This window comes from Bacillus sp. K7 (assembly GCF_053903245.1).
Window position 1 is genome coordinate 1,400,914 of the sequence record NZ_CP096406.1, and the last position, 20,267, is coordinate 1,421,180.

The 20,267-nt window shown below is 43.1% G+C and carries 19 protein-coding genes and 1 riboswitch; of the genes, 11 read left to right on the forward strand and 8 right to left on the reverse strand.

Annotated elements, in window-relative coordinates:
* Positions 1-24: 24 nt before the first annotated feature.
* From M1D98_RS07110 to M1D98_RS07120, 3 genes are all read right to left on the reverse strand, one after another.
* On the reverse strand, positions 25-1,860 hold the full coding sequence (locus tag M1D98_RS07110) for a DNA ligase D (protein WP_435576738.1): 1,836 nt from the start codon (positions 1,858-1,860) through the stop codon (positions 25-27).
* A gap of 3 nt (positions 1,861-1,863) precedes the next feature.
* Positions 1,864-2,748, reverse strand: a complete 885-nt coding sequence (ku, locus tag M1D98_RS07115; RefSeq protein ID WP_456280152.1) for a non-homologous end joining protein Ku — start codon at positions 2,746-2,748, stop codon at positions 1,864-1,866.
* Positions 2,749-2,833: 85 nt separating this feature from the next.
* On the reverse strand, positions 2,834-5,239 hold the full coding sequence (locus M1D98_RS07120; RefSeq protein WP_435576737.1) for an EAL domain-containing protein: 2,406 nt from the start codon (positions 5,237-5,239) through the stop codon (positions 2,834-2,836).
* A gap of 172 nt (positions 5,240-5,411) precedes the next feature.
* Between M1D98_RS07120 and M1D98_RS07125 the strand changes: the two genes are divergently transcribed.
* The 4 genes from M1D98_RS07125 (at position 5,412) to M1D98_RS07140 (ending at position 9,340) form a co-directional block, all read left to right on the forward strand.
* The gene (locus tag M1D98_RS07125; RefSeq protein ID WP_435576747.1) at positions 5,412-6,077 is read left to right on the forward strand and encodes a VTT domain-containing protein; all 666 of its coding nucleotides are present in this window, start codon (positions 5,412-5,414) and stop codon (positions 6,075-6,077) included.
* Between the two features lie 259 nt (positions 6,078-6,336).
* Positions 6,337-7,125, forward strand: coding sequence for a TerC family protein (locus M1D98_RS07130; protein ID WP_420807427.1), 789 nt, complete (start codon positions 6,337-6,339; stop codon positions 7,123-7,125).
* 320 nt (positions 7,126-7,445) lie between these two features.
* Positions 7,446-8,201 (forward strand): RNA polymerase sigma factor SigI, encoded by a 756-nt coding sequence (sigI, locus tag M1D98_RS07135; RefSeq protein WP_121642443.1) that lies wholly within the window; start codon positions 7,446-7,448, stop codon positions 8,199-8,201.
* The gene (locus M1D98_RS07140; protein WP_121642444.1) at positions 8,198-9,340 is read left to right on the forward strand and encodes an anti-sigma factor domain-containing protein; all 1,143 of its coding nucleotides are present in this window, start codon (positions 8,198-8,200) and stop codon (positions 9,338-9,340) included. Before sigI ends, M1D98_RS07140 begins: the two co-directional genes overlap by 4 nt.
* Positions 9,341-9,350: 10 nt before the next feature.
* Here the strand turns inward: M1D98_RS07140 and sspD are convergent, their stop codons facing one another.
* Together sspD and M1D98_RS07150 are read right to left on the reverse strand one after the other, a co-directional pair.
* A complete protein-coding gene (gene sspD / locus M1D98_RS07145; RefSeq protein WP_010330194.1) occupies positions 9,351-9,545 on the reverse strand; it encodes an acid-soluble spore protein SspD in 195 nt (64 codons plus the stop codon).
* A gap of 130 nt (positions 9,546-9,675) precedes the next feature.
* The gene (locus tag M1D98_RS07150) at positions 9,676-10,377 is read right to left on the reverse strand and encodes a DUF1836 domain-containing protein (protein ID WP_039073733.1); all 702 of its coding nucleotides are present in this window, start codon (positions 10,375-10,377) and stop codon (positions 9,676-9,678) included.
* 169 nt (positions 10,378-10,546) lie between these two features.
* Here M1D98_RS07150 and htpX point away from each other — a divergent pair, with 169 nt between their 5' ends.
* From htpX to M1D98_RS07170, 4 genes are all read left to right on the forward strand, one after another.
* A complete protein-coding gene (gene htpX / locus M1D98_RS07155) occupies positions 10,547-11,443 on the forward strand; it encodes a protease HtpX (protein WP_456280153.1) in 897 nt (298 codons plus the stop codon).
* A 174-nt stretch (positions 11,444-11,617) separates the two neighbouring features.
* Positions 11,618-12,967 (forward strand): TrkH family potassium uptake protein, encoded by a 1,350-nt coding sequence (locus M1D98_RS07160; protein ID WP_010330196.1) that lies wholly within the window; start codon positions 11,618-11,620, stop codon positions 12,965-12,967.
* A gap of 153 nt (positions 12,968-13,120) precedes the next feature.
* Positions 13,121-13,276, forward strand: coding sequence for a hypothetical protein (locus tag M1D98_RS07165; RefSeq protein WP_010330197.1), 156 nt, complete (start codon positions 13,121-13,123; stop codon positions 13,274-13,276).
* 2 nt (positions 13,277-13,278) lie between these two features.
* Positions 13,279-13,449: a hypothetical protein gene (locus M1D98_RS07170; RefSeq protein WP_010330198.1), complete on the forward strand. Its 171-nt coding sequence runs from the start codon at positions 13,279-13,281 to the stop codon at positions 13,447-13,449.
* 48 nt (positions 13,450-13,497) lie between these two features.
* Here M1D98_RS07170 and M1D98_RS07175 read toward each other — a convergent pair whose 3' ends face one another.
* Complete coding sequence (locus M1D98_RS07175; RefSeq protein WP_456280154.1) at positions 13,498-14,514, reverse strand: acyltransferase family protein; 1,017 nt, start codon at positions 14,512-14,514, stop codon at positions 13,498-13,500.
* A 252-nt stretch (positions 14,515-14,766) separates the two neighbouring features.
* On the opposite strand from M1D98_RS07175, the gene kinE reads away from it, so the two are divergent.
* From kinE to M1D98_RS07190, 3 genes are all read left to right on the forward strand, one after another.
* Positions 14,767-16,983: a sporulation two-component system sensor histidine kinase KinE gene (kinE, locus tag M1D98_RS07180; protein WP_100741552.1), complete on the forward strand. Its 2,217-nt coding sequence runs from the start codon at positions 14,767-14,769 to the stop codon at positions 16,981-16,983.
* Positions 16,980-17,477 (forward strand): methylated-DNA--[protein]-cysteine S-methyltransferase, encoded by a 498-nt coding sequence (locus M1D98_RS07185; RefSeq protein ID WP_121642448.1) that lies wholly within the window; start codon positions 16,980-16,982, stop codon positions 17,475-17,477. Before kinE ends, M1D98_RS07185 begins: the two co-directional genes overlap by 4 nt.
* A 90-nt stretch (positions 17,478-17,567) precedes the next feature.
* Positions 17,568-17,693 (forward strand): hypothetical protein, encoded by a 126-nt coding sequence (locus tag M1D98_RS07190; protein WP_010330202.1) that lies wholly within the window; start codon positions 17,568-17,570, stop codon positions 17,691-17,693.
* A 33-nt stretch (positions 17,694-17,726) separates the two neighbouring features.
* Here M1D98_RS07190 and mtnA read toward each other — a convergent pair whose 3' ends face one another.
* Together mtnA and mtnK are read right to left on the reverse strand one after the other, a co-directional pair.
* Positions 17,727-18,788, reverse strand: coding sequence for an S-methyl-5-thioribose-1-phosphate isomerase (gene mtnA / locus M1D98_RS07195; RefSeq protein ID WP_456280155.1), 1,062 nt, complete (start codon positions 18,786-18,788; stop codon positions 17,727-17,729).
* 7 nt (positions 18,789-18,795) lie between these two features.
* Positions 18,796-19,989 carry an S-methyl-5-thioribose kinase gene (mtnK, locus tag M1D98_RS07200; RefSeq protein WP_456280156.1) on the reverse strand — a complete coding sequence of 398 codons (1,194 nt, stop codon included), beginning with the start codon at positions 19,987-19,989 and terminating at the stop codon, positions 18,796-18,798.
* Between the two features lie 105 nt (positions 19,990-20,094).
* Positions 20,095-20,249: riboswitch (SAM riboswitch) on the reverse strand.
* Between the last annotated feature and the right edge of the window lie 18 nt (positions 20,250-20,267).

Consider the following 20,267-nt stretch of genomic DNA (forward strand, 5'->3'; position numbering starts at 1 on the left):
CTGGCGTCCCTGCTCGAACGTGAGTCAGCTTTGTTTTTTCAACTGATGTAAAATCGCGCTAAGAGGTTCGTCTTGCGGATTGCGGTAAAAATCAAAAAAAGGGCAGCCCTGCTTTCTAATCCGTTCGACGACGGTATCAATTGTAAACATAGAAGGTATTAAGGAGGTTTGGACCTCGTGCCAATAGAGCGGGGCTGCGACAGTGCCAAGCTCGTTTCCTCTTGTCGAATAAGGACAAATAATCGTTTTTCCTTCAGCGTGCTGCAAGTAATCAAGGTACAATTTGCCGTGCCTGTTTTTGATCAGGCGTTCGGTGGTAAATAGCTCGGGAAATGCATTTGTGCAGTACGCTGCCACCAGCTGTGTGAATTGGCGTGTTTCTTTATACGTAAATGTCTCAGGGGACAAGGGAATATAAAGCTGGATGCCCTTGTTGCCGGACAGCTTCGGGTATGATGTGATACCGAAGGAGTCAAACAGCCGCTTCAGTTCATTCGCAGCCTGCACGGCCATAAGAAAGTCCTCTCGTGAGGGCGGGTCCAAATCAATGACAATTTCAGCCGGACGCCTGCTTTTAATGGTTTGAAAGGGAACATGAAACTCCAAAGCAAGCTGGTTGGCAAGCCATAATAAAGTGGACATATCCTCGCAGACGATATGTTCATGGCTTCCGTCATAGAAAGATTGAACAAAATCCGGCGCATAGTCCGGTTTGTTTTTTTGAAAAAACGATTCGCTCCCAGATCCATGCGGATAGCGGATGACGGTGACGGCACGGTCTTTCAGAAATGGGAACAGGTAGTCACTGACTTCAATCATGTACTGAATAAAATCTTCCTTTGTTTTTTTATTCTTTTCAAATATGATTTTATCCAGGCTTGTGAACTGAAGCTTCGGATGGACGGTTTTGGAATGGCGTATGACTTGGGCATACGTGCATTCGCTCCAATCCATTTGAAATTCAAAACCGACAAACGATACCTCCCTTAATGTGCCCTGGAGAATCGTTAAGTATTGAACGGTTGCGCAAATCGATGGTTCAAGCGTAAATTCGCCTGTTGATGATCGATGTCCATGCTGTTCCATAATCTCGCGTATGGCGTTTTTTTCCTCATCACGCATTCCGTGCGAGACAGAGGCAATCGGTGTCATTACGCCGTGTTTTAGCACTGACACCGTCAAAAATCCATTATTGGGGTTAAACCCTGTTATGCAAACGTAAGCTTGTTTAAAGTTTTTATATTTAAGCCAATCGGATGACCGCTTCTTTTCAAGCCATTTGCTGTTTGTTTTCTTCGCTACAATTCCTTCTCCGTCATATTTCACAACCTTCTCCCAGGTCGATTCAAAATGGTCGCAGGAGGGGATGTACTGAATAGCTTCCTTTGCATAAGGGTCTGGAGATGCAGGAAGCTTTGCGGCGGCCATCAGGCTATACAGCGATTTTTTTCGATCCAGATACGAAAGAGACGATATATCCTCTCCGCGGCGCTCTATCAAATCAAAGGCGAGAAAGCAGCACGGCCGCGCATTGGCCGCTTCTTGGATCTTATCCGGTCTTTTCAAACGCCCCCGTACTTGAATGTGCTCAAAATCTGAACGGCAAGGGTTCACCAAACATACGATTTCGCCATCTAGTGTCAGCGGAAGGTCTTTTTCCATATGCTGAAAGGCGGTTTTGGCGAATTGCGTGATTTCAGGGAAGGTACTGGTAAGCGCCAAGCCATTTCTGCTGGTTAAGGTCACACCTGCTGAATGGATGCTGAGAATACAGCGGTACCCGTCATATTTTATTTCGTAGTGCCATTCTGCTCCGATTGGCGGTGACGAAGTAAGGACGGGCTGCATGGTGAACGCCATGGGCTATGACGTGCCGGAGGCTTTTTTTCTAGTCGTTTTTTGTTTTTTATCTCCGGCTCCTTTCGGTTCAGCAGATTGTGCGGGTTCTGCTGCCGGTTTTTCCCGGTTCGGCTTTCTTGTTCTGTCGATGCTTGCTTGCAGGGCGCTGACCAGATCAATGACATCTTCACGAGGAGGCGCTTTGTCAGGTGTGACGGCTGTTTCCTTATTTTCGAGCTTGTCGTTGACTCTTTGCAGCAGCGCTTGCCTGTACGTATCCTCGTATTTCTCCGGCTCAAACTCAGCTGTCAGTTCATCTATTAATGTGATCGCGGTTTGCAGCTCCTTATCATTTACATTCGATTGATCCGGTACACCCGGGACATGGACCGCGCTTCTGACCTCATCAGGATAATGGATAGACTCCATTACGATACAATTTTCATAAACGCGGAGAATGGCTAGCTGCTGCTTCGATCTGATTGTCATATTGGCGATGCCGATCTTTCCGGTTGAACGCAGCGCTTCACGGAGAAGGGTATAGGCTTTCGTGCCGTTATCTCCGGGTCCGACAAAGTAGGAGCGGTTAAAATAAATCGGATCAATGTCCTGAAGCTGAACAAAGTCAACAATTTCAACCGCTTTTTCCTCATGCTCCTGCTTTAAGCTTTTTAGATCTTCGTCCGTCAGCACAACATATTTTCCTTTTACATATTCATATCCTTTCACAATTTCATCAGGATCGAGTGTTTTGTCGCAATTCGTGCAAATTTTTTCGTATTTGATGGGTGCGTGATCCTCCTTATGGAGGCTGCGCAGCTTGATGTCTTTATCTTCTGTGGCCGCATAAAGCTTGATTGGGATGTTTACTAATCCGAAACTGATCGATCCCTTCCACATTGTATGCATATCGATAAACCCCTTTTTTTCTTTAGTGTGAAGAGGTGGAGAACGATTCATGTGTAGTAACTTATGGGTAAAAAAACAGCCGTCGCTATGAAAGCGGCGGCTGTTCGAGAATTAATTGTTCGAGTTGTTCCGGCGGTATCGGCCTGCTGAAAAAGAAGCCCTGTAAATGGTCACAGCCTTTTTCGTAAAGAAGCTGTTTTTGGGCTGAGTTTTCCACGCCTTCAGCAATCACCTGCAAAGACAGCTGATGTCCCATGGCAATAATCGCCCCGGTAATTTGCTCTGATTTCGGATGGGTCTGAATATCGTCGATAAACGATTTGTCAATTTTAAGCCTGTGTATCGGAAAGTCCTTTAAATAGCTAAGGGAGCTGTGCCCTGTTCCGAAATCGTCAATGCTGATCCTGATGCCTAATTCCGTTAAAGACGACAACACCTTCTTGGAGTGATCGAGATTGTCCATTGTCATGCTTTCTGTCACTTCCACTTCCAGAAGCTGCGGCGGGAGCTGGTATTTATCAAGCGTATCCTTGATCAGAGGAATCAGTTCTTCGGATTGAAACTGTCTGGCGGAAATATTAATGGCGACAGAAAGATCAAAGCCTTTCTCATACCAGGCTCTTGCCTGCTTGCATGCTTCATCTATAATCCACTTTCCGATATCAATAATGAGACCCGTTTCTTCAGCAACGCCGATGAATTCTCCGGGAGGACGCAGCTGTCCGTCAGGTGTGACAAGGCGTATCAGCGCCTCAGCACCCGTCATTTTTTGGTTTTTTGCACTGAATTGCGGCTGATAATGCAAGATAAATCGATCGTTTTCTATTGCCTCTCTGAGCTCCATCTCTTGGTTAAGCTTGCCCGTTTCTTTGTTGCCGATTGAAAAAGAATAGAATCTGTATTTGCTTTTGTTTCGCTCTTTGGCGGCATACATCGCCATATCGGCTTTTTTCATCAATTCAAGACCGTTCGTCCCATCTTTCGGTGATATCGCAATTCCGATACTGACAGATGTAATAAGTGTATGCTCCTGAATCTTAAAAGGTTTTTTGAATTTTTGGATTATTTTTCTTGCTACACTATCCGCTTCGCCTGTTCCGGTATTGGCGTCAGTCAATATAATAATAAATTCATCACCGCCGAGACGGGCGATAAACCCATTATCAGGTACAACAGATGACAGGCGTTTAGCTGTCATCTGAAGCAGCTGATCACCGACATTATGTCCTAACGCATCGTTTATCACTTTAAATCGATTTAAGTCTAGAAAGAAGACAACGGTGTTATAATCCAAGGTATGCTCGCGATTCAGCACCTCTGTTAAGTGAGAGATGGCATGCCGTCTGTTTGGTAAATCTGTAAGTGAATCGTAATGAGCCATTCTATGGATTTCTTTTTCTGCCCTATACTGCTTTGTCATATCTTTGCAAATGACATAAATGCTGTCCAGCTCTTGATGAACTTCAACGGGTATGAGCGTAATATTTAAGTGAAACTGGCCTTTTTCAGTGATTAGTTCGCTGTCACTGTTGATGGCTTGTTTATCTAGTTTGACCTGCTCAAAAAGTTGTTTGAATTTCTCTGAAGTATAATCTTTCCAATTTTTCATGTTGAATCCAAATTTTCTGATCATGTCCTCGCCAGCGTGATTAGAGGATATAATCTCACCTTCTAATGATAAAATAAAGATGGCGTCAATATTATGGACGATCAAAGACTCAAATCTCTGTTCATTATCCTTTATGCGTTCGCTTTGTTTAATAAACTTTCGATCGGCATGGGAACTGAATAACAATAGCGTTTGAATACAGAAAATAATTAACGCAACAAAAATCGACCAATGAAACGTATGGATTTCCATATGGCTTCCGGGCGGTGCCATATCCAAACGGAAAGTTGCCGCAAGCATCCCTGTATATTGCATGCCTGAAATGCCTATCCCCATTACAATCGAACTGATGACTTTATAGATCATAAGGTGATCAGAATGTTTTTTCATGGCCAAGTCAAAGAATATTTTTAACGAGACGAAAGAGGCCGCAATCGCAATCAGAATGGATGCTGTAAAAAGAAGCGGTTCGTACGTAATCATTACCCGGGAAATGGCAGACATTCCGATATAATGCATAGATGCAATAGACGCGCCAAGCACAACTGACCCGGTAAGCAGTCTATAATATGTAAGAATGTGCCGGCTGACAAAATAGAGGGACACAAATGATCCGGAAACAGCTGCGCCAATGGACGCAATTAAAGGCATGAATTCATATTGGATCGGCATGTCGATATCGACGGCCATCATCCCGACAAAATGCATTGACCAAATACCGAATCCCATAATAAGTGAGCCGCCAATCAGCCAGATCTTACTTTTTAAACCTGTATGAATGGTGACTTTCCTTGACAGTTCAAGGGAAATATACGCTGCGGCACAGGCAATTAGAATTGATAAACATATGAGTGTTATATTATACGATACGTGTATTTCCAAATGGAGATTCCCCCCGTTGTTCCAGTCTTGTTGACTCTCATTATTATCGGCTGTTTAACGGCAGAGTTACAGCCTTTGAGATCATAGAAATTGAAAGAGATCTTTTTTTAGTTCAGCTGACCGTGAAATATGTGTTAAAATCATGTTGACGTTTTCCGAAAAAACAAAATGTATGATACATAAAGATGAAAAAAGGGAAGTGATGGATATCGAAGAACTGGTTATGTCTTGGATAGAAGCATTTAAAAGCTTATCTTATTTTGGAATATTTCTGGCGCTCTGTATTGAGTTTATCCCTGCTGAAATCGTCCTGCCGCTTGCGGGTTATTGGGTGTCTAAAGGGGATATGACGCTTGCCGGCGCTGTTTTGGCAGGATCTCTCGGAGGAGTGGCCGGCCCGCTCACGCTATATTGGATAGGCCGATACGGCGGGAGGCCGTTTCTTGAGCGTTTCGGGAAGTACCTCTTCATTAAGCCTGAAGCCCTCGATAAGTCGGATGAATTTTTTAAAAAACACGGGGGCTTTGTGGCCTTTAGCGGCCGTTTCTTGCCAGGCATCCGCACATTGATCTCCATACCGTGCGGCATTGCAAAAATGAACGTTTGGGTGTTTTCGATTTACACTTTCATCGCCATGCTGCCCATTACATTTGTATATGTGTACCTCGGTGTGAAGCTCGGTGAAAATTGGAAGGAAGTCGGCTCTATTCTCGATCAATACATGCTTCCGATCGGGATCGCCATTTTGGCTTTGTTCGTGGCCTACTTGCTGATCAAAAAGAGGAAAAAACGCGTGCACGCCGAAGACTTATCTGTATTTTTAAAAAATAAGCGTTGACAAATCATCGCGCTGCGCATATCATTGACGTATAAAATCATATTTCTTGAAATCCCAAAGGGGAGTAGCGTCCGGATTGTGTTCCGGAAACAAAGTCGTCATTTCATGGATTGTGAGATCCATCGGCTTTGTTGGCATGCCTTCATTCATGTCTAGCAAGACCTTTGCCTTATGTCGGCAAAGGTCTTTTTTGCATGGACCGGCCGTCATAAGATCGGATGAAGAGAAAGAAAACAACTTTTTGGGGAGGGTATCACTTATGGATGCAGCATTATTATTGGAGTATGGTTGGGTTCTTCTCGTCTTGATCGGGCTGGAAGGTATTTTGGCCGCTGATAACGCGTTAGTGATGGCGGTAATGGTAAAACATTTGCCGGAGGAAAAAAGAAAAAAGGCTTTATTTTATGGATTGGCAGGAGCTTTTGTTCTGCGGTTTGGCTCTTTATTCGCCATTTCTTTTTTGGTCAACGTATGGCAGGTTCAAGCGATTGGCGCGATCTACTTGTTGTATATCTCAATCAGCCACTTATTGAAAAGATACGTATTTAAAAAAGAAGACACACATAAAGAGGCGAAGCAAAGCGGTTTTTGGCCGACTGTTTTAAAAGTTGAATTGGCAGATATCGCGTTTGCGGTTGATTCTATCTTAGCGGCGGTAGCGCTGGCGGTTACGCTTCCTGCAACTTCACTTCCGAAGATCGGCGGACTTGACGGGGGACAATTTCTCGTCATATTGGCCGGTGGAATCATTGGCCTGGTGATCATGCGGTTTGCGGCTTCAATGTTTGTTAAGTTATTAAAGGAACGTCCAAGCCTAGAAACGGCAGCCTTTGTCATTGTCGGCTGGGTCGGAGTGAAACTCGCTTTATACACACTTGCCCATCACGACATCGCAATTGTTTCCGAGCACTTTATCCATTCTGGAACATGGAAGCTGATATTCTGGGTTGTCTTAGCGGCAATTGCGGTTTGCGGCTGGTTCATGTCAGGCAAAAAACAGCCGGAGGGCACACAAAACGAACAAAGTAACAGCCGGGAAAGGGCATAATCTGAAAGACTCCGCTTGAAGAAAGCGGCGTTTCAGATGTCGACAAACCCTCGCATCGTTCTGAGACTCTGCTAAAAAGCGGAGTCTTTTCATGTTTGGAACGCTTTCATAGCCGAAATAAAATAACATTTTTATAACAGCTTTGTTACAAAAAACACTGATAAAACCCCCTTAATTCTCTAGAAAGGCACGAAATCATGTATAGTACGTCAGAATGGTTTGTCATAATTGAGACATTGGAAATCAATATTTCTTTTTCTCCTTTGCGAATCCCTATCAAATTAGCTATCATTAATGAGTAGTTATAGGGAGGAACTGAGGTGAAACCAGTGCTTAGCCTTTTGTTTAAATTAGGAAAAAAGAAGCAAACGCTTGAAAAAACGGTTGAAAGTATACAAAAAGGCAATAAAGATCTGCAGAATCAATTAATACAGCAATATAAGCCATTTATCGCAAAGACGGTTTCATCCGTTTGTAAACGATATATAGATGAAAAAGACGATGAGTTCAGCATCGGGCTCATCGCATTTAATGAAGCTATTGAAAAATATTCACCTGAAAAAGGGAATTCTCTGCTCGCCTTTGCTGAGCTTATTATAAAAAGAAAAGTCATTGATTACATTAGAAAAGAAGCGAGAAGCGCACAAAATATCAATATCGATTTACAGGAAGGGGACGATCAGGAGTCATCGCAAAGCCTGATTGAAGCTGAGCTTTCCATTGATGAATACCGCCGTCAGATTGAACAGGAGCAGAGGCGGGAGGAAATCATCTATTTTCAAAAGCAGCTCAAAGATTATGGTTTATCGTTTCAAGAGCTGCTTGAAAACTCTCCAAAGCACGCGGACGCAAGGCAAAACGCCATAAAGGTGGCAATGACCCTTGTTGAACATGAAGAATTGGCCGCTATCCTGTATACAAAGAAACAGCTTCCGGTGAAACAGCTCGAACAGCTAGTCTCTGTAAGCCGAAAAACGATTGAGAGAAACCGAAAATATATTATTGCGATGTGTATTATCATTACGGGTGATTATATTTATTTGAAAGATTATCTTAAAGGGGTGCTGCACTCATGAGAAGAGGGATTATAGTAGAGAAAAATAGAAAATTCGTCACGTTGCTGACCCCTGACGGACAATTTTTAAAAGCAAAAAATGATCGCCGCAGCTATGAAATCGGAGAAGAAATCATGCTTCCGAGTGAATCACGCATGGGCAGAAGGGCCAGCTTTTTTGATTTTTTCAAACTGCGCCCTTTCCAAATGGGGATCGTTACGATGACCGCTATTATGCTTTTTATTTTTATTATTCTCCCCGTTTTTTCTAATAATAAGGCCTATGCGTATATGACAATTGATATTAATCCAAGCGTTGAAATGGCGTTAAACAGCGATTACGAAGTGATTGAACTGACGCCTCTAAATGATGAGGGAAAGAAGGTCGTTAATGATATAGATGATTGGGAGAAGACAGATTTTAAAAAGGTGATAGATGATATTATTACCGACTGCAGTGAACATGGATATGTAAAGGAATCGAAAGAAATATTGATTTCCACTGTTTATGAAAATACGGAAGACAATACATATAAAAAAGCTGTGAAAAAACAGCTCAATGATGTGACCGAAAAATATAAAACAACATACCGCATGGAATCTCTTGAGTCAGATATGCAAACAAGGGAAAAAGCAAGAAAAAAAGGCGTTTCAACAGGCAGCTACATCAAATCAACTGAAATGAATGACAATAAAGATTCAAAAGAGGACCCGAGCAAACCATCCGATACAGAGGACCAGAAGAATGCCGGAAATGAGGATGAAACCATCGATCAACCTGACGGACAGGACAGCAAGCAAGGAGATCATGAACAGCTGGATGATACGGATTCCAAAGATCAGAAAAAAGATACAACAGATGATAAGACTAACGATGGTGACAAAGATAAGAAGGTAAAGGAATCAGATGAAAACATAAACCCTGAAAAAGATGGGGATCAAAAAACCCCAATACAAGATCCTCAAGATAAAGGAAATGAAGGAAACAGCACTGGGAAGGATCAAAGCCAATATCACCGGGATTGGAATAACGGCGAGCAAGGAAAGAATCGTTCTTCGTCAAATGGAGATAACGCTTCTGACCGCCGTAATCCAAACGGCTACAACAGTGAAAATCATTCAGCCCAAACTGAAGATTCGCCGAGTGACCCCGGCGAATAAAGGCCTGGATTTATTTAGTTGTGCCATTTATTTGTGACTGTGCTTGCTGTACCAGCCGCTTTGTCATTTCTCCGCCTACAGAGCCGTTAGCGCGTGCGACTGTATCAGAACCAAGGTTCACACCGAATTCTTGAGCCACTTCGAGTTTAAATTGGTCTAGTGCCTGCTCCACCCCTGGAACAACGAGTTTATTTCTGCTCGCCATCTTTTTCATCTCCTTTTTCTATAAAGAATTCTTAACGCGTATTTAGTTTGAAATGTACGGGGGTTATTTATGCTGGCAATTGTTGTGGAGAATAGGAAAACCCCCGGATTTGAGCCGGGGGTGCCGCAGCTTATAAGATGTCAGCTGTCATTTTATGTGCGGTTGCCTGAATATGGAACGTTAAAATGGAGAGAACTGTAATGGCTATAATCTGTCTGATTTTAAGCCATTGGCTGTCATTCAGTTCTTCAAAACGGTTGCGGAGGCGATCAGTTTCTTGTTCGACGATCTCCTGCAGATTCGATTCCTTCATAGAAGGCTTGTCCTGGTGATGAACGGCATCAAGCACGTATGCGCAGCTTTCATAATAAGAAATCGGGCTGATGACATCATCGGTTCTGTCTGAGATGGTGTTAAACGCTACTGTTAAAATACCCCGTATATGTTCAAAGTCATAAATGGATTTTAAATCACGTACAATTAAAAGTATGACAGCCTGTTCAACCGAATATTTTTTGCCCAGCTCAGGATGTCCGATCAAATCTTTGAAATCACGCTTTACCCAATTTTGGATTGCGGTTGACTTTAATGAAGTCAGCTCGCATAAGTTGCCAAGTTCTACAATTTCGTTTGTAGAGAGCCCGTATTCTTTCTTTTGTTTTTTTCGTTCATATCTTGAAAGAAATTCAGGAATTTCAAGATGATTGGCAGCTTTATTTGCTGACATGTTCGCTGATTGGACGACAATGTCAAGCGGGCTTATTTCTCCCTGTCCTTTTAGGGAATACAGCAGCCGCACCATATCGGTTCGAGTGAGTTTGAAAATGTTCATTGTTCACCTCTTCAAAACAATTTGACGCGAAGATAAAGTCTATGTATGAATTCAAATGGAAGCGTCAGCAATACATTAACATCATACGTCTAATTCCTTGCATTTTCAAACAGATGTTTTATAATTTAAATATACAGGTTCTTTTGAACTTAAAATAACGGAGGTTATTATGGCGAAACGAATTTTTCTGTTTATTTTAACAAATATTTTGGTGCTTACCACAATCGGGATCGTTTTATCTGTTTTAAGCTCGGTTACCGGAGTCGGGACGTACTTTACCGCTGATGGCGGTATCAATCCTATTGCGCTCCTTGTGTTCAGTTTAGTCGTTGGTTTTGTCGGCTCCTTTACGTCTCTTGCGATGTCCAGATGGATGGCAAAGACGATGATGGGCGTCAAAGTGCTGAATCCGGAAAAACACACGCTCAGTTACGAAGAACAGCAATTGGTTGATCGTGTTCATCGATTAAGCCGTTCTGCCGGTTTAACGAAAATGCCGGAGGTCGGCATTTACCGGTCGCCTGAAGTGAACGCATTTGCGACTGGACCGTCAAAACGCCGTTCTCTTGTGGCAGTGTCGTCAGGGCTGCTGGAGCAAATGGATGATGCCGCGGTTGAAGGTGTGCTTGCCCACGAGGTCGCGCATATCGCTAACGGTGATATGGTAACGATGACGCTTTTACAAGGTATCGTCAATACCTTTGTCGTCTTTTTATCCCGTATCGCAGCATGGATTGCAAGCCGTTTTGTCAAGGAAGACCTTGCGCCGATCGTTCATTTTATTGCAGTGATTGTCTTTCAGATTGTCTTTTCCATTCTCGGCAGCCTTGTTGTGTTTGCGTACTCACGCCATCGTGAATTCCACGCTGACAGAGGAGGAGCCGATCTGGCGGGCAAGGATAAAATGATTCACGCGCTGCGTACGCTTCAGAGCTATTCTTCCCGCATTAAGGAAGACGATCAGGCAGCTGTCCAAACATTAAAAATTAATGGCAAGAAGCACTCTTCGCTTTTCTCTACTCACCCTGATTTGGATGAGCGAATCAGACGGTTAGAATCTAAATAAAACAAACATCTTGTTCCTCTGAGAGAACCTCTCAGAGGTTTTTTATTTTATCCTTTGACTAAAATGATAAAAAAATAAGCAAGTTAAGAAAATGTTGCGTAAAAGCCTTTAAAAATGTGTCCAATATCTTTAGAATAATTACCGTACTTAAAAAGAGAGGCAGAAGGATTTTACATGAAATTAAAGTTTGGAAAATTGATACAGGCATTGTCGCCGGCCCAGCTGATCGCTGTTTATTACTTTCTAGCGGTGACGGTTGCAGTTATTTTATTGAGCCTTCCTGTAGCCCATAAACAAGGGGCAGAGTGGTCTTTTATCGACGCTCTGTTTACAGCAGTGAGCGCCGTAAGTGTCACCGGGCTTTCTGTTGTGAATACCGCTGATACATTTAGCTCAACAGGAATTGTTATTCTTGCGTTTGTTCTGCAGTTTGGCGGAATTGGCATTATGACATTAGGCACTTCTGTTTGGCTGTTAATGGGCAAAAGAATAGGATTAAAAGAACGGAAATTAATGATGATCGATCAAAATCAATCACAATTTTCTGGGATCGTGAATCTCATGAAACAGATTCTCTTTCTCATATTATGGATTGAGTTCTTTGGCGCGATCATTCTTGGGACATATTTTTTAACATACTACGATTCCATTCAAGATGCTTACTTGCATGGTTTTTTTGCCAGTGTCAGTGCAACCACAAATGCTGGTTTCGATATAACAGGCAGCTCTCTGATTCCATATCGGCATGATTATTTTGTGCAATTTATTACACTGTTATTGATTGTTTTCGGAGCCATCGGTTTCCCTGTTTTAGTGGAAGTGAAAGACTTTTTGTTTTCAAAAAACCGAAGATATCCGTTTAGTTTATTCACAAAAATTACAACTAGTATGTTTGGCGCGCTTGTTTTGTTTGGTTCTATAGGGATCTATGTGCTTGAAGCAAATCATTTGTTTGCCGGTAAATCGTGGCATGATATTTTATTCCTTTCTCTATTTCAATCAACGACAACAAGGAGCGGAGGGCTGGCCACGATTGATATCAGCCAGCTGTCTGACCCCACTCTGCTGTTTATGAGTGCGCTGATGTTTATCGGAGCGTCGCCAAGTTCAGTAGGGGGAGGCATACGGACAACGACTTTTGCCCTGACCCTTCTGGCGCTGTTTCATTTTGCCCGCGGCAATAAGTCAGTAAAGGTATTCAAACGGGAACTGCATCCTGCTGATCTCATGAAGTCGCTTGTTGTCGCCATGATGGCGATCCTCCTCGTTTTTGGCGCGACACTCATACTTACGATTACAGAAGAGCATTCATTGCTGGAGATTCTGTTTGAAGTGTGCTCAGCGTTCGGTACAACCGGACTGTCACTTGGAATTACTGCTGATTTGAGCAGCGTTGGAAAATGTGTCATTATGATTTGCATGTTTATCGGGCGAATCGGTATTCTGACCTTCCTGTATTTGATCGGAAGAAAAGAAATTGAAGCGAATTATCATTATCCGAAGGAAAGAGTGATTATCGGATAGAAAAACACCGCATGTTGTGCGGTGTTTTTTGATTGCCAAAAAAAAGATGTGTGCCTCTGTTTCAGTTGGAGAACCTAACATCTACAGGTGGCGGTTTAGCGCTCCTGCATCATTTAACGAAAAAATCTCTAAAAACAGGCAAGGAGGATTCGTATGAAGCGCAAAGCCGAAGTCGATGAAGCCATTAAAAATAACAATACACCTACCGAGAGCATGGACCCGAATTCATTTAAGACCCAGTATCATGACAACCCGAATTTTAGAGGTGCAAACCGCAATTCCAAACAGGGCCGGCAAGGAGGCATGTGATTTTGAAGAAAAACCGCCATAGCAGAGATATGCAAAATCATAAAAAGCCTATGAATAAGCAGGTGCTGGAGGAAGAATTCTCAAGTGAATTAGGGGATTACAATGCCGGGAAAATCATCGAGACACTAGAAATCACAAAGCCTGAAAAGAAAAAAGAGAACAAACAAAAATAAAAAAAGACCTCTTAGGCGGAGGCCCGCTTAAGAGGTGCTTTCCTATTTTTAATAAGCATTTTTGCCCGTGCCTCTGACAAATTGCAATAAGTTGGTCATTCTCAGCTCAATGAATGGCTGAGCCACTGTCTTAACAAAATTGCTGGAGAGGATTGATGTCAAGGCTGCCGTTAAAAGCAAGAGAATCACTAAGCTTTGATAGTCAGTAAGCGAATCCTCAAGCCCGACCTGTCTCAGAGTTTTAATAATGAACCCATGAAGCAAATACACGTAAAAAGTCCGGGTTCCCCATTTCGTGAAGAAAAACCTCTTTTGCGGAACGAGCGCTAAAAAACTGAAGGTTGCCGCAAAGGCGAGTACATACCAGCCGATTCGGGAAAGCCCGCTTGCCAAGGTAACGTTTCCAAACGAAGAATACGGTTTAGAGCCGAACAGAAAAGAATAGTCAAAGTCAATGCCCCAGCAGATGACGAATACGGCGGCAAGCACCCCAAGCGCGATTTGTTTGCCTCGCTTGGACTTCAATAAATCAAAATGATGTTTATTCAAATAAAACCCGACAAGGAACATCGGCAAGAATACAAATGTCCGCGACAGGCTCAGCGTGCTGCTGACAAAGTCTAGATAACCGATCAGCACGGCAATGCCGCAGCTGACAAACAGCGCCCACAGCTTTGAAAGCTTTGAAAAAGGATAAAGCAGCAGGTTCCAAAAAAATAAGCTTACGAGAAACCATAACGACCATTGCGGATCAATCGGATTCACATTTGCCATGCTTTCGTCTTGCATCATGTAATAAAAGACGGAATAGATGATTTGGAAAATCAAATACGGAATAATCAGCTTGACCGCCAGCTTTTTCACATAACCGGCGCGTTTGAAGCCTTTCGCGAAATAACCGGAGACAAGGATAAAAGCAGGCATGTGGAATGTGTAAATGAACTTGTAAAGGTAGAGCATAAAGTTGTTATCATGAATAAAAGAACGAAGAATATGACCGAATACAACAAGGAATATCAATAAGAATTTGGCATTATCAAAATAACTGTCACGCGATTTACTCATAGCATCACCTTCTCTTTCATCAGTCACTAAGAGATTATTCCCTGCTGGTATCTATTTTAAAATAAAAGAGGAAAAACGAATGAAAAAAACAGCTGATTGTTAGGACGATGTAAAGTGGTGGTAAGGAACGTAGAAAATGTCTTCGTTATGTCATCACACTGAAATTTTCTGAAACTTATAGGGCAAATGAAGGAAGTTTCCGCATTTTGTAGAAATATTGAGGGATAGGTTTTGAAGAAGGAGTGTACGCGCATGGAAACTCTTGATGCCCAGACAAATTCAGAGCTGCGGGAAGAACTGAAGCGCCTCAAAGAAGAAAATGCACGGCTGAAAAAGGAATTGAATCAGCATCAAGTGATTGTCAACAATACGCTCGATGCTATTTTTATATGTGATAATGAATTGCGAATCGTTCAGGCCAATGAAGCCACGGAGAGGATGCTACAAGTTGATTCGGAAGACTTGAAGAATCGCTCCGTTTTGGATTTTTTGTTTTCTATTCCAAAGGATGAGCTGAACCTTGCTGTAAAGAAGTTTTTTAAGAAAGGTTTCCTATGGAAGGAGGTGCCGGTCAGGCTTGATGGCGGAGCGATAAAATACATAGAGTTTCTGGCCAAAAGAGGAATTGGCGAGGATTTCTTTTTTGTTGTCATGAGAGATATATCTTCCAAGAAGATTCTGGAGCGGGAATTCTCTATGAATGAACAGCTGTTTAAGGACTTGTTTGACAGAGCTGTTGACGGAATCGTCCTGTTTGATAAAGATGGCGGTTTTATTGACGCCAATTTGTCCTTCTGTAAAAGTTTTGAAATCAATCAAAATGAGCTGTCTCATTTATCATTATATGAATTCATAGACAGCGGCTCACATAAAGATTTCGATAATACCTGGAAGACGCTCAACCGCAAGGGAAAAGCGAAGGGGGAGCTGCCCGTCAAGCTTCGTTCAGGAGTCCATAAGCTATTTGAATTCACGATTACATCTAACATCATCAGCGGTTTTTATATGTCCATTATGAGGGATATCACAGAGAAGCGGTCTATGGAGCTTCAGCTATTTAAAAGTGAGGAGCGTTTCAGAGAAATATTTGAAAATGCGATGGACGCCATTATCATCTGGTCAAATGACGGAAGAATCGTGAAGGCGAATCAATCCGCCTGTAAAATCTTCGAGCTGCCGATGAATTTGCTGTTGAAACGAAAGCTTTGTGATTTTCTCGTTCATTCGCAGCGCAAATACAGCATAACGAAAAAGAAATACGCAAAATACGGAGAAATTAGAGAAGAGATGCTGTTTCAAATGGGGAACGGCCAGTTTAAAGAACTCGAATTTACGTCAAAGCGAACCATACTCGAAAACCAGCATCTGACGATATTAAGAAATGTCAGCGACAGAAAGCGGATGGAAAAAGAGCTTCGGGAAAGCGAGCTGAAATTCAGAAAAGTGTTCAACGGCTCAATGGATGGCAATGTATTGTTCGACAATCAATACAGGATCATTGACGCCAACCCGTTAGCAAGCAAAATTCTAGGCCTGTCACATGAAGAGATAAAAAAGCACAGCCTGTTAGATATTATCTCTTCGTACGATATAGAAAACCTTGCATCACCGGCAAGACAGATTAATTTTGATGAAATGGACAACGAAATTCCGTTCTTGCTGAGCAGCAGCGATAATAGAAAACTTGAATTCTCATTTAAACGAAATATTATTCAAAACATGAACCTGGCTATCTTTAAAGACGTAACGGAGCGAAAAGAACTGGAGGAACGCCTGCGCAAGTCGGATACCCTTCATGTTGTCGGCGAACTCGCTGCCGGCATCGCTCATGAGATCAGAAATCCGATGACAGCACTTAAAGGCTTTATACAGCTCCTGAAAGGAAGTGTGGCGGGAGACTACGCCCTTTACTTCAACGTGATCACCTCAGAGCTAAAGCGCATCGAATCCATCATCACCGAATTCTTGATTTTAGCCAAGCCCCAGGCCATCATGTATGAAGAAAAACATGTCACCCAAATTATGAGAGACACCATAGACCTCCTGAACGCGCAAGCCAATCTCAGCAACGTGCAAATGCATCTTGATTTAATGGACGACATTCCTCCCATCTACTGTGAACCGAATCAGCTAAAACAAGTATTTATCAATATATTAAAAAATGCCATCGAAGTGATGCCTGACGGCGGAAACATTTCAGTTACGATAAGGACTTTGGATCAAGATCATGTTCTCATTTCCTTAAAAGACGAGGGGGTCGGAATGTCAGAAGATAAAGTAAGGCGCCTAGGTGAACCGTTTTATACGACAAAGGAACGGGGAACTGGACTTGGACTAATGGTAAGCTATAAAATTATTGAAGAACATCAAGGCGAGATCATGGTAGAAAGCGAAGAAGGCAAGGGCACCGTTTTCCACCTTACACTTCCCGTCAGACAGAATGCTGAAGAAAGAAGGACTGATGAATGAACTACTATACGACAGCGGAAACGCCTCTCGGGGAACTTATCATTGCCGAGGAGGATGGCCAGATTACCCGACTATTTCTCAGTCAGGAAGATTGGATGGATTGGAAAGAAACCGTTCAGCACACAGAACACAAGGAAACGCCATGTTTAGCGGAAGCGAAAGCCCAGCTTCATGACTATTTCGCCGGTGAAAGAAAGACATTCTCTTTGCCGCTCAGCCAAAAGGGCACCCTTTTTCAGCAAAAAGTGTGGAAGGCGCTGACGATGATACCATACGGAGAATCGAGAAGCTATGCTGACATTGCCGCTGCGGTTGGCAGTCCGAAAGCGGTGCGCGCCGTCGGACAGGCGAATAAGCGAAATGACCTGCCAATTTTCGTCCCATGCCATAGAGTGATCGGCAAAAACAGCGCGTTAACAGGATACGCCGGGAGCAAAACCGACCTTAAAGCATTTTTGCTGAACATCGAGCAAATCTCCTACAACGAAAAATAAAACATATGGCACGTTCCCTTTTTTTACTGCCCGACATATCATTTTATTAAGTTAAAAAAGTTGGTCTGATGAAAAAGGAGGACAAAGCCATTGAAGCCGAGCCGCTCTGAAAAAATTGCCGGTTTTGCCAAACTGTTTGTGAAACTGCATATCTTATCAAGCGCTCAAAAAGATGAAATCATTCATATCAATAAAAATAAACAAAAAAACCGCTGACTCGGCCCATAATGAGCAAAGTCCAGCGGTTTTTTAGTGAACCTTTTCGCCTTGGAACAGCTGTTCAATTTCTTCTTCATAGTTACCGGTCATAATCCCTTTTTCTGTGATGATTCCTGAAATGAGATGATGCGGTGTAATGTCAAAAGCGGGGTTAAAGACAGGCACATCGGATGGTGCGGTCCGGACTCCGGAAATCTGCCTTACTTCCTCTGGATCCCGTTCCTCTATCGGAATATCAGCGCCGCTTTTCACTTTTGTATCAAATGTAGATAATGGTGCGGCGACAAAAAACGGAATATCAAAGGCATTTGCTAAAATCGCGAGACCGTATGTTCCAATTTTATTTGCCGTATCACCGTTCCCAGCAATTCGATCGGCTCCGACGATGACGGCGGAAATTTGTTTTTCCTTCATCGTATGAGCAGCCATGCTGTCTGTAATCAGAGTGACATCAATGCCCCCTTGCATCAGCTCCCACGCAGTAAGTCGTGAACCTTGAAGGACAGGCCTTGTTTCACAGGCGAAAATATGCAGTCCCAAATCCTTTTGTTTGGCCAAGTAAAATGGAGCGAGCGCCGTTCCGTAGCGGCTTGTCGCTATAGAGCCTGCATTGCAGATCGTCATAATCCGGTCGCCTTTTTTGAAAAGCTGCAGGGCGTTTTGGCCGATCATCCGGCACGTTTCCTCATCCTCGACCTGAATCTGAATCGCTTCATGGACAAGGTTCGTTTTTGCTTCATTTACGGAAATGGCATTTTCGATCGAGTGGCTCAGTCTCTCAAGGGCCCAAGATAAATTAATGGCTGTAGGCCGTGAACTGTTTAAATACTGTTTGATGCCATCAAGTTTATGGCGGAATTCCGTGACATCATCTGTTTCAATGTCTTTGGCGGCAAGCGCAAGTCCAAAGGCAGCCGTAATGCCGATGGCGGGAGCGCCTCTTACTTTGAGTGTGACAATGGCGTCAAATACAGCCTCTTTGGTCGTCAGTTCCAAATATTCCGTCACTTCCGGAAGTTTTTGCTGATTTAAAATGAGTATAGCTGTTTCCTTCCATTCAACAGAACGAGGAACAGCAAATGAATGGGTCATAAATGGATCATTCCTTTACAAGTAGCTTGAATAATTCAATAACATCCGTGATCGTTGTGAATTCCGAACGTTTTTCGATAAAGGCTGTGCCGGTTTCAAGCGCCAGCCGTTTTCTGTCGATTCGTTTATCAAACGGCGCGATTGTATCCAGATCAGCCACATGGGAAAGGCCGATCGTCCGGCGTATCAGCTCGCAGCCCGCAAAACCGATCGCCTCTTCAAAAATATGGCTGAACGTATCAGTAAGGTAACTGTCGATTTTGGCGTAAACATCGAGACTGTCCTTCTCCCAAGCTTTAGTGAATGTTTCTTGAAACGTTTCCCAGACCTGCTTGGCATGGTGATATAACGGCTCTCTGTCAGCTCCGTCACGGCTGAGTGCATTCAACAATAAGTTGGCGATAAATTGGCCAATATCAAAGCCGATCGGTCCGTAAAAAGCAAATTCAGGATCAATCACCTTTGTGTCATGTTCGCTGGCGAAAATGCTCCCTGTGTGCAAATCACCATGAATCAGCGTTTCTGCAGATGTTAAAAAAGACTTTTTCAGCTTAGCCGCTTCGATTTTGACGCTGTCATTTCTCCAGAGCTTTTCGACAAAAGGACGAAGCTCTTCTTCAAAATCATTTGTGTCATGGTCAAAGAAAGGGTCTGTAAAAACAAGCCTTTCCGTAATGTCGCACAGCTCCGGATTTGTAAACTGTTTAACAAGCTGTTTTTTTACCTTAGGTTCAAGCGCGTAATCTGAAGAATAGAAAAGGGTCTTGCCTAAAAATTCACCGATGTGCTGTGACAGGTGCGGATAGGTTTCACCTTCAATGAGCCCTTTTCTTGCGATCTTCAAATGAGAAAGATCCTCCATGACGGTAACCGCCATTTCTGTGTCAGAATAAAACACTTTTGGTACGAGATGAGGGACATGCTCGCCTTGGCGGATGAGAGCGCTGCTTTCGATTCTGGCGCGATCGATTGTCAGCGGCCAGCTTTCTCCGACGACTTTTGCATAAGGAACCGCCTGCTTAATAATCAATGCTCTGTCATGTTCTTGATCATAAATATGAAAAACGTAATTTAAGTTGCCGTCGCCGATCTCCTGGCATGTCAGCGTGCTTTTGCTTGGAAATAAGCCAAGCTTCACCGCCAACGCCACAGCGGAGCTTTCATTTAACGTTTCGTATAAAGGTGTTTTTGTGACTGCCATTGTCATAACCTCCAATTATGTAATCTCTTTGATATGTTTGCAGCTGAATGGCCGTAAAAAAGCCTCCTTCTCAGAGAGAAGGAGGCTTAACATTTATGTCCGCCTCTCTTATCTCTCAGATCAGATCTGAAGGAATTAGCACCGTGCCTTAGAGACGAGCGTCTCGGCGCGAACAAGATGCGCCCCATTTCACAATGGAATTACGGTCGGTTGCTGTTGGGGTCAAAAGGCCAAATCCCTCGCCCAACTCTCGATAAGAGAATATATTCATTTGTTAA